The sequence below is a fragment of the Streptomyces sp. NPDC027185 genome (assembly GCF_055567035.1).
Window position 1 is genome coordinate 360,561 of the sequence record NZ_JBVHRF010000001.1, and the last position, 14,685, is coordinate 375,245.

9 protein-coding genes are annotated in these 14,685 nt (G+C 73.9%); 5 read left to right on the forward strand and 4 right to left on the reverse strand.

Annotation, left to right across the window (positions count from 1 at the left end):
• Positions 1–361 precede the first annotated feature (361 nt).
• The 5 genes from lpdA to ACZ4M8_RS01570 all read left to right on the forward strand — a co-directional run bounded on the left by lpdA (position 362) and on the right by ACZ4M8_RS01570 (position 8,852).
• Entirely contained in the window at positions 362–1,750 is a 1,389-nt protein-coding gene (gene lpdA / locus ACZ4M8_RS01550) for a dihydrolipoyl dehydrogenase (RefSeq protein WP_467602413.1), read from the forward strand.
• A gap of 90 nt (positions 1,751–1,840) precedes the next feature.
• Complete coding sequence (gene sucB / locus ACZ4M8_RS01555; protein WP_467602414.1) at positions 1,841–3,583, forward strand: 2-oxoglutarate dehydrogenase, E2 component, dihydrolipoamide succinyltransferase; 1,743 nt, start codon at positions 1,841–1,843, stop codon at positions 3,581–3,583.
• A gap of 200 nt (positions 3,584–3,783) precedes the next feature.
• Positions 3,784–4,407, forward strand: a complete 624-nt coding sequence (locus ACZ4M8_RS01560) for a GntR family transcriptional regulator (protein WP_467602416.1) — start codon at positions 3,784–3,786, stop codon at positions 4,405–4,407.
• Between the two features lie 231 nt (positions 4,408–4,638).
• Complete coding sequence (aceE, locus tag ACZ4M8_RS01565) at positions 4,639–7,302, forward strand: pyruvate dehydrogenase (acetyl-transferring), homodimeric type (protein ID WP_467602418.1); 2,664 nt, start codon at positions 4,639–4,641, stop codon at positions 7,300–7,302.
• A gap of 314 nt (positions 7,303–7,616) precedes the next feature.
• Positions 7,617–8,852, forward strand: coding sequence for a helix-turn-helix transcriptional regulator (locus tag ACZ4M8_RS01570; protein ID WP_467602420.1), 1,236 nt, complete (start codon positions 7,617–7,619; stop codon positions 8,850–8,852).
• A gap of 279 nt (positions 8,853–9,131) precedes the next feature.
• On the opposite strand, the gene ACZ4M8_RS01575 is transcribed toward ACZ4M8_RS01570, so the two are convergent.
• From ACZ4M8_RS01575 to ACZ4M8_RS01590, 4 genes are all read right to left on the reverse strand, one after another.
• Positions 9,132–10,409 (reverse strand): MFS transporter, encoded by a 1,278-nt coding sequence (locus ACZ4M8_RS01575; RefSeq protein ID WP_467602422.1) that lies wholly within the window; start codon positions 10,407–10,409, stop codon positions 9,132–9,134.
• A 353-nt stretch (positions 10,410–10,762) separates the two neighbouring features.
• Positions 10,763–11,521: a TfuA-like protein gene (locus tag ACZ4M8_RS01580; RefSeq protein ID WP_467602424.1), complete on the reverse strand. Its 759-nt coding sequence runs from the start codon at positions 11,519–11,521 to the stop codon at positions 10,763–10,765.
• 12 nt (positions 11,522–11,533) lie between these two features.
• Positions 11,534–12,796 carry a YcaO-like family protein gene (locus tag ACZ4M8_RS01585; RefSeq protein ID WP_467602426.1) on the reverse strand — a complete coding sequence of 421 codons (1,263 nt, stop codon included), beginning with the start codon at positions 12,794–12,796 and terminating at the stop codon, positions 11,534–11,536.
• Positions 12,793–14,205: a radical SAM protein gene (locus ACZ4M8_RS01590; RefSeq protein WP_467602428.1), complete on the reverse strand. Its 1,413-nt coding sequence runs from the start codon at positions 14,203–14,205 to the stop codon at positions 12,793–12,795. Before ACZ4M8_RS01590 ends, ACZ4M8_RS01585 begins: the two co-directional genes overlap by 4 nt.
• Positions 14,206–14,685: the final 480 nt, after the last annotated feature.

Genomic DNA, 14,685 nt, shown 5'->3' on the forward strand with positions numbered 1-14,685 from the left:
TCCCCTCCGCGCGCCGACGGCCCCGGGCTCACCGTCCGGGGCCGTCGGTGTGCCACGGGTGACCGCGCCCCGGTGCGCCCTACGGGTGCGGCGTTCGCCCTCGACGAAATCCGCAGGCCCCCGCCCGCCCACCTCAGGTGGCGGTACGCGCCGGCTACGCCCGAGTAACCCGTGAGAGGCGGCTCACGTACCACCGCCAGGCCCGGCCCGCCGTCCCAGCTTCCGCGAACAAGTGCGAAGATGGGTTCTCGGCAGGACAGGGCCCCCCTTACCCAGGGCCGACGTGAAGAGCGGCCGAACCACAGCCGCCGACCGGTCATAGGAGACCGGCTCCGGCGTACCCATGCATGGAGGACGTGACGTGGCGAACGACGCCAGCACCGTTTTCGACCTAGTGATCCTCGGTGGCGGCAGTGGCGGTTACGCCGCAGCCCTGCGCGGGGCGCAGCTGGGCCTGGACGTCGCCCTGATCGAGAAGGGCAAGGTCGGCGGTACCTGCCTGCACAACGGCTGCATTCCCACCAAGGCGCTGCTGCACGCCGGTGAGATCGCCGACCAGGCTCGCGAGAGCGAGCAGTTCGGTGTCAAGGCCACCTTCGAGGGCATCGACATCGACGCCGTCCACAAGTACAAGGACGACGTCATCTCCGGCCTGTACAAGGGCCTGCAGGGACTGATCGCCTCCCGCAAGGTCACCTACATCGAGGGTGAGGGCAAGCTCTCCTCCCCGACCTCGGTCGATGTGAACGGCCAGCGCGTGACGGGCCGCCACGTCCTGCTGGCGACCGGCTCCGTGCCGAAGTCGCTGCCGGGTCTGACCATCGACGGCGACCGCATCATCTCCTCGGACCACGCGCTGAAGCTGAACCGCGTGCCGAAGTCCGCGATCGTGCTGGGCGGCGGCGTCATCGGCGTCGAGTTCGCCTCGGCGTGGAAGTCCTTCGGCACCGACGTGACCATCGTCGAGGGCCTCAAGCACCTCGTGCCGGTCGAGGACGAGAACAGCTCCAAGCTGCTGGAGCGCGCGTTCCGCAAGCGCGGCATCAAGTTCAACCTCGGCACCTTCTTCGACAAGGCCGAGTACACCGCCGACGGCGTCAAGGTGACGCTGGCCGACGGCAAGACCTTCGAGGCCGAGGTCCTCCTGGTCGCGATCGGCCGCGGGCCGGTCTCGGCGGGCCTGGGCTACGAGGAGCAGGGCGTCGCCATGGACCGCGGCTACGTCCTGGTCGACGAGTACATGCAGACCAACGTGCCGACGATCTCGGCCGTCGGTGACCTCGTCCCCACGCTCCAGCTCGCGCACGTCGGCTTCGCCGAGGGCATGCTGGTGGCGGAGCGGCTGGCGGGTCTGAAGACCGTGCCGATCGACTACGACGGCGTGCCGCGCGTGACGTACTGCCACCCCGAGGTCGCCTCGGTGGGCATCTCCGAGGCGAAGGCCAAGGAGCTGTACGGCGCCGACAAGGTCGTCACGCTGAAGTACAACCTCGCGGGCAACGGCAAGAGCAAGATCCTGAAGACCACGGGCGAGATCAAGCTCGTCCAGGTCAAGGACGGTGCCGTGGTCGGCGTCCACATGGTCGGTGACCGTATGGGCGAGCAGGTCGGTGAGGCCCAGCTGGTCTACAACTGGGAAGCCCTGCCGGCCGAGGTTGCGCAGCTCGTTCACGCGCACCCGACGCAGAACGAAGCTCTCGGGGAGGCCCACCTGGCGCTGGCCGGCAAGCCCCTCCACTCCCACGACTGACCCTCAGTCCCGGGCGCGACCACATCCGCACCTCCCCGCGGGCCGAGACCGGCCCGCGCGGGAAACCATCCGTTAGGAGCAACAGAAACCATGGCGGTTTCCGTATCCCTTCCGGCGCTCGGCGAGAGCGTCACCGAGGGCACCGTCACCCGCTGGCTCAAGGCCGAGGGTGAGCGCGTCGAGGCCGACGAGCCCCTGCTGGAGGTGTCGACCGACAAGGTCGACACCGAGATCCCCGCCCCCGTCTCCGGCGTCCTGTCGTCCATCAAGGTCGCCGAGGACGAGACCGTCGAGGTCGGCGCCGAGCTGGCCGTCATCGACGACGGCTCCGGTGCCCCGGCCGAGGCCCCCGCCCCGGCCGCCGCCGAGGCCCCCGCCGCCGCGCCGCAGCCCGAGCCCGCGGCCGCCCCCGCGGCCGAGGCCCCGGCGCCCGCCGCCGCCCCGGCCGGTGGCGCCTCCGGTACCGACGTCACGCTGCCCGCGCTGGGCGAGTCGGTCACCGAGGGCACCGTCACCCGTTGGCTGAAGGAGGTCGGCGAGGAGGTCTCGGAGGACGAGCCCCTCCTGGAGGTCTCCACCGACAAGGTCGACACCGAGATCCCGGCGCCGGTCTCCGGCACCCTGCTGGAGATCCTGGTGGCCGAGGACGAGACCGCCGAGGTCGGCGCCAAGCTCGCCGTCATCGGTTCGGCCGCCGCGGCTGCTCCGGCCGCCCCGGCCGCGCCCGCCGCCCCGGCTCCGGCCGCCCCGGCACCGGCCGCCCCCGCGGCTCCGGCGCCCGCGCCCGCCGCCCCGGCCGCCCCGGCACCGGCTCCGGCCGCGCCCGCCGCTCCGGCCCCGGCTCCCGCGGCTCCGGCCCCGGCCGCCCCGGCGCCGGTCACCCCGGCTCCGGCCGCCGGTGAGGGCGACGGCGCGTACGTCACCCCGCTGGTGCGCAAGCTCGCCGCGGAGAACGGCGTCAACCTCGCCACGGTCAAGGGCACCGGCGTCGGTGGCCGCGTCCGCAAGCAGGACGTCATCGCCGCCGCCGAGGCCGCCAAGGCCGCCGCTCCGGCTCCGGCCGCCGCGGCCGCGCCGAAGGCCGCCGCCCCCGTCATCGAGGCGTCGCCGCTGCGCGGTCAGACCGTCAAGATGCCGCGGATGCGCAAGGTCATCGGCGACAACATGATGAAGGCCCTGCACGGCCAGGCGCAGCTCACCAGCGTGGTCGAGGTGGACGTCACCAAGATCATGCGGATGCGCGCGCGGGCCAAGGACGCCTTCGCGCAGCGTGAGGGCGTCAAGCTCTCCCCGATGCCGTTCTTCGTCAAGGCCGCTGTCCAGGCGCTGAAGGCCCACCCGGTCGTCAACGCCCGGATCAACGAGGACGAGGGCACGATCACCTACTTCGACACCGAGAACGTCGGTATCGCGGTGGACGCGGAGAAGGGCCTGATGACCCCGGTCATCAAGGACGCCGGCGACCTCAACATCACCGGTATCGCCAAGAAGACCGCCGACCTCGCCGGCAAGGTCCGCTCCAACAAGATCACCCCGGACGACCTCGCCGGAGCCACGTTCACCATCTCGAACACCGGCTCGCGCGGCGCGCTCTTCGACACCGTGATCGTGCCGCCGAACCAGGTCGGCATCCTCGGTATCGGCGCCACCGTCAAGCGCCCCGTGGTCATCAACCACCCCGACCTCGGCGAGACCATCGCCGTCCGGGACATGACCTACCTGGCGCTCTCTTACGACCACCGTCTGGTGGACGGCGCGGACGCCGCCCGTTACCTGACCACGGTCAAGCAGATCCTGGAAGCCGCCGAGTTCGAGACCGAGATCGGTCTCTGAGCGAGGCGCCGACCAGCGCGTGCAACGGCCCCGTCCGGGTTCTCCCGGGCGGGGCCGCTCGCGTTCCACCCCGCGTGACCTGCGCCGGGACCGGACGGCCGTGAGCAGCGCCACGTGTGATCCGCGTCCCGGGGCGCCGCCGGGCGATGACCACGCCCCGTATCGTCTCCGTCACCACCCCACCCGCGAGGAGCACCGTCATGACCCCGCCCGTCGTCCATTCGCTGCGCGAGCAGATCCGCGAGCACATCCTTGAGGGGATCGTCCGCGGCCGGTGGCAGCCCGGCGAACGGATCGTGGAGCGGCGGATCGCGGTGGAGCTGGAGGTCAGCCAGACGCCGGTGCGGGAGGCGCTGCGGGAGCTGGAGTCGCTGCGGCTGATCGAGTCGGCGCCGAACAAGGGCGTACGGGTGCGGGACCTGACCCCGGACGACCTCAAGGAGAGCTACCCCGTACGGGCCGGTCTGGAGCAGGTGGCGGCGGAGCTGGCGGCCGGGCGGCTGGCCGGGGACACCGGGGCGCTGGAGCGTGAGGTGGAGCGGCTGCGGGAGGCGGACCGGGCGGGCGACGGCGAGGCGCAGGTGCGGCACACGGTGGCGTTCCACCGGGAGATCGTGCGGGCGGCCGGGAACGGTGTGCTGCTGCACACCTGGGAGTCGCTGGGGGTGGAGGTGTGGACGACGCTGTCGATCCGCTGGTTCAGCCCGGAGCCGCGGTCGCACGCCCAGGACCACCAGGAGATCGTGGACGCGTTCCGGCGCCGTGATCCGCGGATCGGTCCGCTGCTCAAGGCCCATGTGCTGAGCTGCGCGCCGCGGGTCTGACCGGCGGTTCTTCCCGGGGCGGGGGCGGCCGTCGGGCGGCGCTCCCGCCCCGTTTTCGTCTGGCACGCGGTGCCCGGGTATGCGGCACCCCGTGCCGACCTGCGGTGATTCTTCCGGGGAGCGTTGATCGATCATCGATCAGGGGCGTATGGTCGCCCGCGGGGCGCGACACCCCTGCCTGCCGAATGCCTGCCGAACGCATTCCCCCCTCTGTCCGGAAAGGGGCCACCCATGCCCGATCCCGTGCGCCTGCCGTACAGCCAGCTCGACCAGCTCCCGGACCGGGACCCGGAGGAGACGGCCGAGTGGCGCGAGTCGCTCGACGCCGTCACCGCGGCGGCGGGCCCCCACCGCGCGGCGTACCTGATGCGCCGCGCGGTGGAACACACCGCCGACCCGGCGCTCGCGCCCCTGGAGACGGACTACGTCAACACCATCCCCACCTCCGCCGAGCCGGAATTCCCCGGCGACGAGGCGATGGAGGCACGGATCACGGCCTGGAACCGCTGGAACGCGGCAGCCATGGTCACCCGTGGCTCCAAGCTCGGCCTCGGCGGCCACATCGCCACCTTCGCGTCGGCGGCGTGGCTGTACGAGACCGGCTTCCAGCACTTCTTCCGCGGCAAGGAGGGCACGGGCAGCGGCGACCAGCTCTACATCCAGGGCCACGCCTCCCCCGGCATCTACGCCCGCGCCTTCCTCGACGGCCGCCTGAGCGAGGAGCAGCTCGACCACTTCCGCCAGGAGGCCGGCGGCGAGGGTCTGCCCTCGTACCCGCACCCGCGGCGCCTGCCCTGGCTGTGGGAGTTCCCCACCGTCTCGATGGGCCTGGGCCCGCTCTCCGCGATCTACCAGGCGCGGTTCAACCGCTATCTGGAGCACCGCGGCATCAAGGACACCGCGGACAGCCACGTCTGGGCGTTCCTCGGCGACGGTGAGATGGACGAGCCCGAGTCGACCGCCGCCCTGGCGCTGGCCGGCCGCGAGGGTCTGGACAACCTCACCTTCGTCATCAACTGCAACCTCCAGCGGCTGGACGGCCCGGTCCGCCCGAACTTCAAGATCGTGCAGGAACTGGAGGCCCAGTTCCGCGCCGCCGGCTGGAACGTCATCAAGTCGCTGTGGGGCCGCGCGTGGGACGAGGTCTTCGCGCTCGACACCGACGGCGCGCTGGTCCGCCGGCTGCGCGAAACGCCGGACGCGCAGTTCCAGACGTACGCCACCCGCGACGCCGCCTACATACGTGAGCACTTCTTCGGCGCCACGCCGGGGCTGCGCGCGCTGGGCGACTCGCTCACCGACGCCAAGCTGCTGGAGCTGTTCCAGACCTCCCGCGCGGGCCACGAGCCGCGCAAGGTGTACGCCGCGTACCGGGCGGCCGTCGCGCACAAGGGCGCGCCGACCGTGATCCTGGCGCAGACCGTCAAGGGCTACACGCTCGGCGCCGGTTTCGAATCGCGCAACGCCAACCACCAGATGAAGAAGCTCACCGGGCAGGAGTTCCGCGCCATGCGCGACCTGCTGGAGCTGCCGATCCCGGACAGCGCCCTGGAGGGCGACACCGTCCCGTACTGGCGGCCCGCCGAGGACTCGCCCGAGATGGTCTACCTCCGCGAGCGCCGGGCGGCCCTGGACGGGCCCGCGCCCGCCCGCAAGGTGACGCCGAAGCCGCTTCCGATGCCGTCCGAGAAGGCGTTCGACGCGCTGAAGAAGGGTTCCGGAAGCCAGGAGATCGCCACCACCATGGCGTTCGTCCGGCTGGTCAAGGACCTGATGCGGGACAAGGAGACCGGCAAGCGCTGGGTTCCGGTCGTGCCCGACGAGGCCCGTACCTTCGGTATGGAGTCGCTGTTCCCGTCGGCCGGTCTGTACTCGCCGGTGGGCCAGACGTACGACCCGGTCGACCGCGACCAGCTCCTGTACTACAAGGAGGCGAAGGACGGCCAGATCCTCAACGAGGGGATCACCGAGGCCGGTTCGCTCGCGGACTTCACCGCCGCCGCCACGTCGTACGCGACGCACGGCGAGCCGATGATCCCGTTCTACATCTTCTACTCGATGTTCGGCTGGCAGCGGACGGCCGACCAGTTCTGGGCGCTCGCCGACCAGCTGGGCCGCGGTTTCGTCATCGGTGCGACCGCCGGCCGCACCACCATGACCGGTGAGGGCCTCCAGCACGCCGACGGCCACTCGCACCTGATCGCCTCCACCAACCCGGCGGCGCTCTCGTACGACCCGGCGTTCGCGTACGAGGTCGCGGTGATCGTCAAGGACGGTCTGCGCCGGATGTACGGCCCCGACGCCGAGGACGTCTTCTACTACCTGACGGTCTACAACGAGACCAAGGTGCAGCCGGCCATGCCCGCGGGGCTGGACGAGGAAGCCATCCTGCGGGGTCTGTACCGCTTCCAGGAGGCGGCCGCCCCCGCCCAGGACGCGCCGCGGCTGCAGCTGCTGGCGTCCGGTACGGCCATCCACTGGGCGCTCGACGCGCAGCGGCTGCTCGCCGAGGACTGGGGCGTGGCCGCGGACGTGTGGTCGGCGCCGTCCTGGACGGAGCTGCGCCGTGACGCGCTGGAGTGCGACGCCGCCCGGCTCGACGGTGAGGACCGCGTCCCGTACGTGACCCGTGCGCTGGCGGGCGCGCCCGGTCCCGTCGTGGCGGTCAGCGACTGGATGCGGGCGGTGCCCGACCAGATCGCGCCGTGGGTCGAGCAGGACTGGACCTCCATCGGCACCGACGGGTTCGGCCTCTCCGACACCCGGGACGCGGCCCGCCGCCACTTCGGTGTGGACCCGCAGTCGGTGACCGTCCAGGCGCTGGCCGCGCTGGCCCGCCGGGGCGAGGTCAAGCCGGAGACGGTCAAGGAGGCCAAGGCGCGCTACGGCCTGTGACCAGGGCCGCCCCGCCCGTGACCCGGGCGGGGCGGTTCGGCCCCGCTTCCGGGCGGCCCGGCCCCGTGCCGGACACCGCCCCACGGAACCGGATGGTCCCACCGCGGACCACTCCCCCGCTCCCGTGCGGAGATCACCCACCGCGCCCGGGCTTCGCACGGGAAACCTCCGGCCCGGCCGGTCGCGCCTTCGGGCACGACGGGCCGGGCCGTCGGCCGTTCCGGGGTACGCAGGGGCCGCCGGTCGACGGGGGGCGTGCGGTGGGGTGCCGGCCGGGCGGGGGCGTTGTCAGTGGTGCCCGGCAGGATGAGGTCATGCGTGCTGCCCGGTTGATCAAGATGGTGCTGCTCCTCCAGTCCCGGCCGTCGATGACCGCCGGTGAGCTGGCGCGGGAGCTGGAGGTCAGCGAGCGTACGGTCGCCCGGGACGTGCTGTCCCTCTCCGAGGCGGGCGTGCCGGTCTACGCCGAGCGTGGCCGGACGGGCGGCTACCGCCTCGTCGGCGGGTACCGCACGCGGCTGACGGGCCTGGGCCGCAGCGAGGCGGAGACGCTGTTCCTGTCCGGTGTGCCGTCCGCGCTGCGTGAGATGGGGCTGGCGGACGCGGCGTCCGCGGCCCGCCTCAAGGTCTCGGCGGCGCTCCTGCCCGAGCTGCGGGAGGCCGCGTCCGGCGCCGCCCAGCGCTTCCATCTGGACGCCCCCGCCTGGTTCCGCGACCCGGAGACCCCCGCCGAACTCCCCGCCGTCGCGAGCGCGGTGTGGGACGACCGCCCGATACGCGCCCGCTACCTCCGCAAGGACCACGAGGTGGAACGGCAACTGGAGCCGTACGGGCTCGTGTTGAAGGCGGGGGTCTGGTACCTGGCGGCGCGGGTGGACGGCGGGCCCGGTTCGCCGTCGGGCGGGCCGGCCAAGGCCGCGGGGCGGGCCGGCCCGGCGGGTGACCCGGGCGCGGACGGCCCCGGCCCGGCGGAAGCCGGAGGTCACAGCGGTGCGGGCGCGTCCGGACCGGTGAGGGGCGGGGGCGGGGGCGGGCCCGTGTCGTCGGGCGGTCCGGCGGAAGAGACGGGCCGGGGCAGGGCGGCGGGCGGCCCCGGTGCGGGTGGGGGCGGGTCGCCGGGCGGTCCGGACGCCGCCGCGTCCGGCGCTCCGTTCCGTATCTACCGGGTCGACCGGTTCACCGGTGTGACGGTGGCCGGGCATCGCTTCGTCCGGGACGCCGGGTTCGATCTGCCGGAGTTCTGGGCGGAGCGGGCGGCGCAGTTCGCCCGGTCGCTGCTGCGGACGGAGGTGGTGCTCCGGCTCACGGAGCGCGGCATACGGCAGCTGCCGTACGTCACGGAGCCCGCCGCGGCGCGCGAGGCGGTGGCGGATGTCCGGGGCCCGGCGGACGACGGCCGGTGGACGCTCACCCTCGCGGTGGAGGACACCGACGTCGCCTACGCCCAACTGCTGGGCCTGGGCCCCGAGTGCGAGGTGCTGGCGCCCGAGCCGCTGCGCGCCCGCTTCACGGCGGCGGCCCGCCGGATGGCGGAGCGGTACGGCGGGTGACCTCCGGCCGGGGGTGAGCGGCGTCGCCCGCCGCCGGGTCCCGTGCCACCGCCCCTGCCCCCCGTGCGGCGGCCCTGCCACGCGCATTTCCGTACAGCGGTCCGGCCGGCAGCGCCCTGCCGCGGCCTCGTCCGACGGCCTGGTCCGACGACTTCGTGGGGCGGGCCCGTACAGCGGGCCCGTACAGCGGTTCCGTACGGAGAACTCGTGCACCAGCTCCGTCCGGCGGTCCCGCGGACCGGGGCCCGTACGGCGGCTCCGTCCGGTCGGCGGCCGTTCTCAGTCCCGGTCCGGGCGGGTCGCGCGGTGGCGTGCCGTGACGAACTGGGCGGCGGCCACGGTCAGGCAGAGGGCGGCGACGGCGAAGGGGGCGCGGTTTCCGGCGAGGTAGGCGAGGGCGCCCGCGAGGACGGCGCCGAGCGGGACGGCGCTCATGGAGAGGGTGCGGTAGGCGGCCATGATGCGTCCGCGCAGGTCGGCGGGGGCGTGCTCCATCAGGAGGGTCATCCCCGGCACGTTCCAAAGGCCGGCGGTGAACCCCTGGAGGGCGACGCAGCACAGGGCGATGGCGTAGCCGGGGGCGAGGGCGAGCCCGGCGAACGCGCCGATCTGGGTGAGCACCGCGGCCCGGGAGACGCGCTCGGGCGGCATCCGGCGGATCAGCCGGCCGGCGAGGAAGTTGCCGCCGATCATGGCGGCGGCGGCGACGCCGGCGAGCGCCCCGAAGGCGACCCTCGGCATCCCGAGGGTGTGCAGGGCGAAGAGCGGCATGATGCCCGCGGAGAGCCCGGAGGCGAGGTTCATGATCCCGACGGTCAGGGTGAGCGCCCGTACCAGCGGGGTGGTGGCGATCCAGCGCAGTCCGACCCGTACGTCGGCGCCGATCGAGGACCGGCGGCGGCCCGCGCCGGAGGCGGCTCCGCTCTCCGCCGCGGGCGGGCAGGGCGGCAGCCTGCGGACCGCGGCGGCAGCGCCGAGGAAACACAGGGCGTTCCCGGCGAAGGGGAGGGACGGCTGCCAGGTGAAGAGGGTGCTGCCGGCGGGCGCGCCCGCGAACTGGCCGATGCCGTTCTGCGCCATGCTCAGCCGCGCGTTGGCCTGCCCCAGCGATTCCTTGGGCACGAACGCCGGGAGCAGGCTGTTGAAGCAGCTGTCGGAGACGGTCTGCAGGGTGGTCAGGGCGAACGCGCAGCACAGCACCAGCGCGACGGAGAGGTGCCCGGTCAGTGCGGCGACGGCGAGTCCGGTGGCGAGCAGCGCCCGCGACAGGTCGGCGGTGAAGAAGGCCCGGCGCTTGTCGCAGCGGTCCACCAGCGCCCCCGCGGGCAGCCCGAACAGCAGCCAGGGCAGCACCGACGCCGCCGCGACGGCCGAGACGACCCGCGGGTCCCCGGAGAGCACCGTGGCGGCCAGCGCGAACGCCGCGGTCCGCCCGGCGTCGGCGAACCGCGTCGCGACGGCGGCCCCGAGCAGCAGCCGGAACCGGCCGCCGAGAGCGGCGCCGGGGACCGCGGCGGGGCGCGGACGCCCGCTGTCGCCCTGGGCGGCGCCGGCCACGGCGGCCCGATGAGGACGCCCGCCGTCATCGGGCACGGCGCCGGACGCGGCGACCCGGCGCGGACTCCCGCCACCGTCACCCCCATGACCAGAGGTTTCCCTGGGAGCGTCGCCAGGGCCCCCGGCCGGGAGGCCACGGCCCCCGGCCGGGAGGCCACCGGGTTCCCTCATCGGGGCGTCACCGGAGCCCCCCGCCGGGGCGTCACCGGGGTTCCCGGCCGGGACCTCACCACCGGCTCCGGCCGGGACGCCGTCACGGGCGCCGGCCGGAGCGTCACCGGAGGCGGTGGCCGGCCCCGGCCCCTCCCCCGGTCCGTCCTCGGGCCCTTCGCCGGTGCGGATCGAGGGGCCGCTCACCGGCCGTCCCGCTCCGTGCCGGGCACCGCCTCCGGGTCGAGCAGGGCCGCGTACCCGGCCGGGACCGGCGCCGCGTCGTGCCGGGGCGCGGGGAACCGGCCCGTGAGCACCGTGCTCACCGCGGCCTCGGCGTCGGCGAGTTTGACGTCCCAGACGCGGCGGGCGGCCGGCTCCAGCAGGCCGCGCGCGGCGTCCGCGGCGGCCCCGGGCAGCGTGGCGCCGGCGGCGCGGCGCAGCGCGGCGAAGGTCCGCCGCCGGAAGTGCAGCTCCCGGGCGGCGGCGAGGAAGCGGTCCCGGTCGCCGTCGTCGGCGCCCCAGCCCCTCAGCAGCGCGGCCAGCCGCCGGACGTTGACGAGCGGGACGGTGAGCGGGCCGTAGTCGTCCGGGTCGTAGAGGAGCGCGACCTCGTCGTCGCCGACCAGATGGCCCGCGGCGTAGGCGGCGGCGACGGAGCCGAGGCCGGTCATGCCGAGCGGGGCGCACTCCGTGGCCCGCAGCGCGCCCATGCTGGCGGCGCCGTAGATCCGGAAGCCGGCGTCGAGCGCCTCCCGGATCTCGGTGACCGTCACCGCCTGGGACTGGCCGAACTCCCCGTCGATGACGAGGAGTACGGCGCCGGGTGCGAGGCCGGCGGCGACGGTACGCAGGTCACCGGCGCGTACCGGCGGCCGCAGGAACGGTGCGAGCGGCCCGGTGAACGGCGAACCGGCCAGGCTGGGACCGGCGAAGACGGCGAGGGTGTCGGACACGTCCATGGGCGGGTGGGGTCAGCTCCTGTGTGCGGGGGCGGCGGCTTCCCGGAGGGCGGCGGCCATCCGGCGGCCGATGCGTCCGGGCTCCTGATGGCAGAACTCCAGGCCCGGGACGACGGCCCGGACGACGGAGAACGGCAGTTCCGGCAGGGTCAGATCGGTGGCGTAGACGGAGGTGAGACCGGCGCGGGCGAGCCGGTCACGGACGGCGGTGAGGTCTCCGGTCAGGCTGCCGGTGCTCAGGTCGGGGTGGTCATCGTGGGGCCGCGGCGGCCAGCCGTCGGCCCAGGCGTCCATCCTCTCCCGCGCCTGTGCGTACCCCGCGTCACGGCGGGCGACGTGCTGGGCGATGTCCTCCCGCCCGCCGGAGATGATGCTCAGCCGGGACTGCGCCGCCTCGGTCAGCGCGCGGTGGAGGGCGACCCGCGGGGAGAGGTGGCAGCCCGCGCCGCCGTTGAGGAGCAGCGGATCGCCGGCGCGGCGGTCGTCGGTGGTGACGTAGAAGACCGGCAGGCCGATGTCGTGGGAGAAGGAGAAGACACGGACCGCGATGCCGTGGTCGTGGAAGCGGTCGACGAGGGCGGCGGGTTCCGGCGGCAGGGAGCCGAGGGGGACGGCGTGGCCCTTGCGGAGCACTTCGCCGAAGGCGGTGGCGTCCCGTTCGACCAGCTCGTACAGGGCGTGCAGGACCGCTTCGGCGGGGCTGTTGCCGGCGGCGAGGCCGTCGGCGGAGCGCAGCAGCCACGGGTGGGGCGAGGTGTACGGCCAGAAGGCGGTCTCGGCGGGCAGCAGCGTGGCCTCGCCGGTGGCGAGGTTGCGGTACGGCCACCATTCGAGGGGGTCGTCGAGGGTCCAGGGGGAGGCCCGGTCGGGGACGAGGGCCTGGGGGTGGAGGACCTTGTGGGTGCGGGCGAGGGCGTGCAGGGTGCCGACCGGGCCGCGGCGGCCGTGCTGTTCGCCGCAGTACCGCTCGACGGCCTCCATCAGGGCGGAGGCGAGGGCGGCGGTGCGGCCGACGCCCTTGCCGCAGGTGACGGTGAGGTTCCCGGCGGCGGCGCGGGGGCGCAGGGTGTTGAAGACGGGGATGCCGAGGGTGTCGAGGCCGGTGATGTCGGCGACCCGGGAGATCCCGGCCCGCCGGCGCTGCGCCCAGGCCAGATCGACGGTGTCGTCGAGCGTCCGTACCCGGTGGGTGCCGGCGTAGACGTGTTTCGGTCCGGAGTCCGCGCCGGTCAGGAACGCGTCGAGCGGGGCGGTGGCGGTCTGCGGGGCGGTCATACGCGGTACGGGGAGAGGTCGGTGTGGGCGTACGCCGCGTCGTTCGGGGCGATGCGGGAGTACTGCTGGGAGACGACGGCGCGCAGGACGTCGGGGCGGCGGGCGGCGACGTCGGCGAGGACGTCGAGGGTGAGGCCGATGAGGGATTTGCGGTGGCGGCAGGTGGGCGGGAGCGTCCCGGTGTATCCGGCGCCGGCGGCGTGGGCGCGGTGGTAGCACTCGCCGCCGCAGACGTGCTTGGCCCAGCAGGAGTTGCAGGGTTCGCGTTCGTCGACGCGCTGGAAGAACGGCTGGCGCACCTCGGCGATCGGCAGGCCCTGCCGGACGTCGCCCATCTCGAAGGAGCCCTCTTCGAGGAAGTGGTGGCAGGGATAGAGGGTGCCCGTGGGGCCGACGGCGAGGGCGTTGCGCCCGGCGGAGCAGGGGTACCACGAGCCGGTGCCGCGGCCGCGGAGTACCAGCTTGCCGAGGAAGCCCTCGAAGGGCATGACGCCGATGGCGGTGCCCTCCAGGAGCCGGTCGCGGTACCACTCCAGGAGTTTGATCATCTCCTCCTCCTCGGCGGCCGCGATGCCGTGCTCGTCGTACATGGGCTGTACGTGGATCTCGTTGAAGCCCAGGTCGAGCAGGTAGCGGTGGAGGGCGACCAGCGGCGTCGCCGGGGAGCTGACGGCGCGGACGCGGAGGATGTGCTGGGTGCCGGAGTCGACGAGGCGGCGGATGTTGCGCAGCACCGCCTTGGAGGTGGGGCGCCCGGAGAGGTAGATGCGGTGGGTGTCGTTGAGGTCGGGCGGGCCGTCGAGGCTCACGACGAGGGAGACGCCCTCGTCCCCGGCCCAGGCGATGGTCTCGCGGTTCATGAGGGTGCCGTTGGTGTACACCGCGAAGGACATCCGCTGGCCGGTGACGGCGGAGCGTTCCCGGGCGTACGCCACGGACCTGCGCAGGATCTCCTTCTCCAGGAGCGGTTCGCCGCCGACGAAGAGCATCTGGAGGGCGGGCGCCTCGGTCTGGGCGAAGAGCGCGTCGATACTCGCCTTCGCGGTCTCCCAGGTCATTCCGGCGGGGACCTCGGAGCCCTTGCGGTCCTTGAGGTCCAGTTCGTTGTAGCAGTAGGTGCAGCCCATGTTGCAGTGGTAGGTGTTGCCCACGATGAGCTTGGTGACGGCGGTGCCGCCGAAGTCCGGGGGCACCAGCGGGGCGCACGCCTCCAGGGCCTGTTCGACCTTGGCCCAGACGGCCCGGTCCTCGTCGCTGAGGGGGAGTTCACCGTGGCCGAGGTGGGCGTAGTGGGCGGCGCGTTCGGCGAGGCCGGAGTCGACCCGGGCGAACGTCAGACGGTCCGGCTCCAGCACGATGCTGCGGCCGTCCTTGAGGGTCGGCAGCGTGACGCGGTTGTCGGGGGCCATCGGCAGGTGCACCTCCTGTGGGTCCCGGGGCCGGCGGGGCGCGGCCGGTCCCGGCGCCGCCGGGCGGCGTGCGGACGGGGAGCGCGGCGGGCGCCGCGGCTGTGCGCACCGGACGGGGCGTTCCGTCCGATGGCGGGGCCCGCGCGAGCGGGCCCCGCTCCGGCGTCGGCCTGGATCAGACCGGCGAGTTGCAGAGGACGACGGGACGGTGGAAGCCGTCGCTCTCCGGATCGATGCCGAGGGTGTCCCAGTCGACTGACGATGTCGCCGCCCTCGATGTTCGCCTCGACCACGGCCTCGTCGGCCGGCCTGTGCTCGGTCACCACGGACATGGCTGCGCTCCTTTCACGGGATGTGGTCTCGCTCGGGAACTTGCGCCACCGAGCGTGCGGCATATGACGCACCCGCGCCAGGAGGCCGCACGTTCTGGCGGAAAAGCGCCCCTCCCTCGGCAGGTTTGGCGGGCTTGACCGGAGGGCG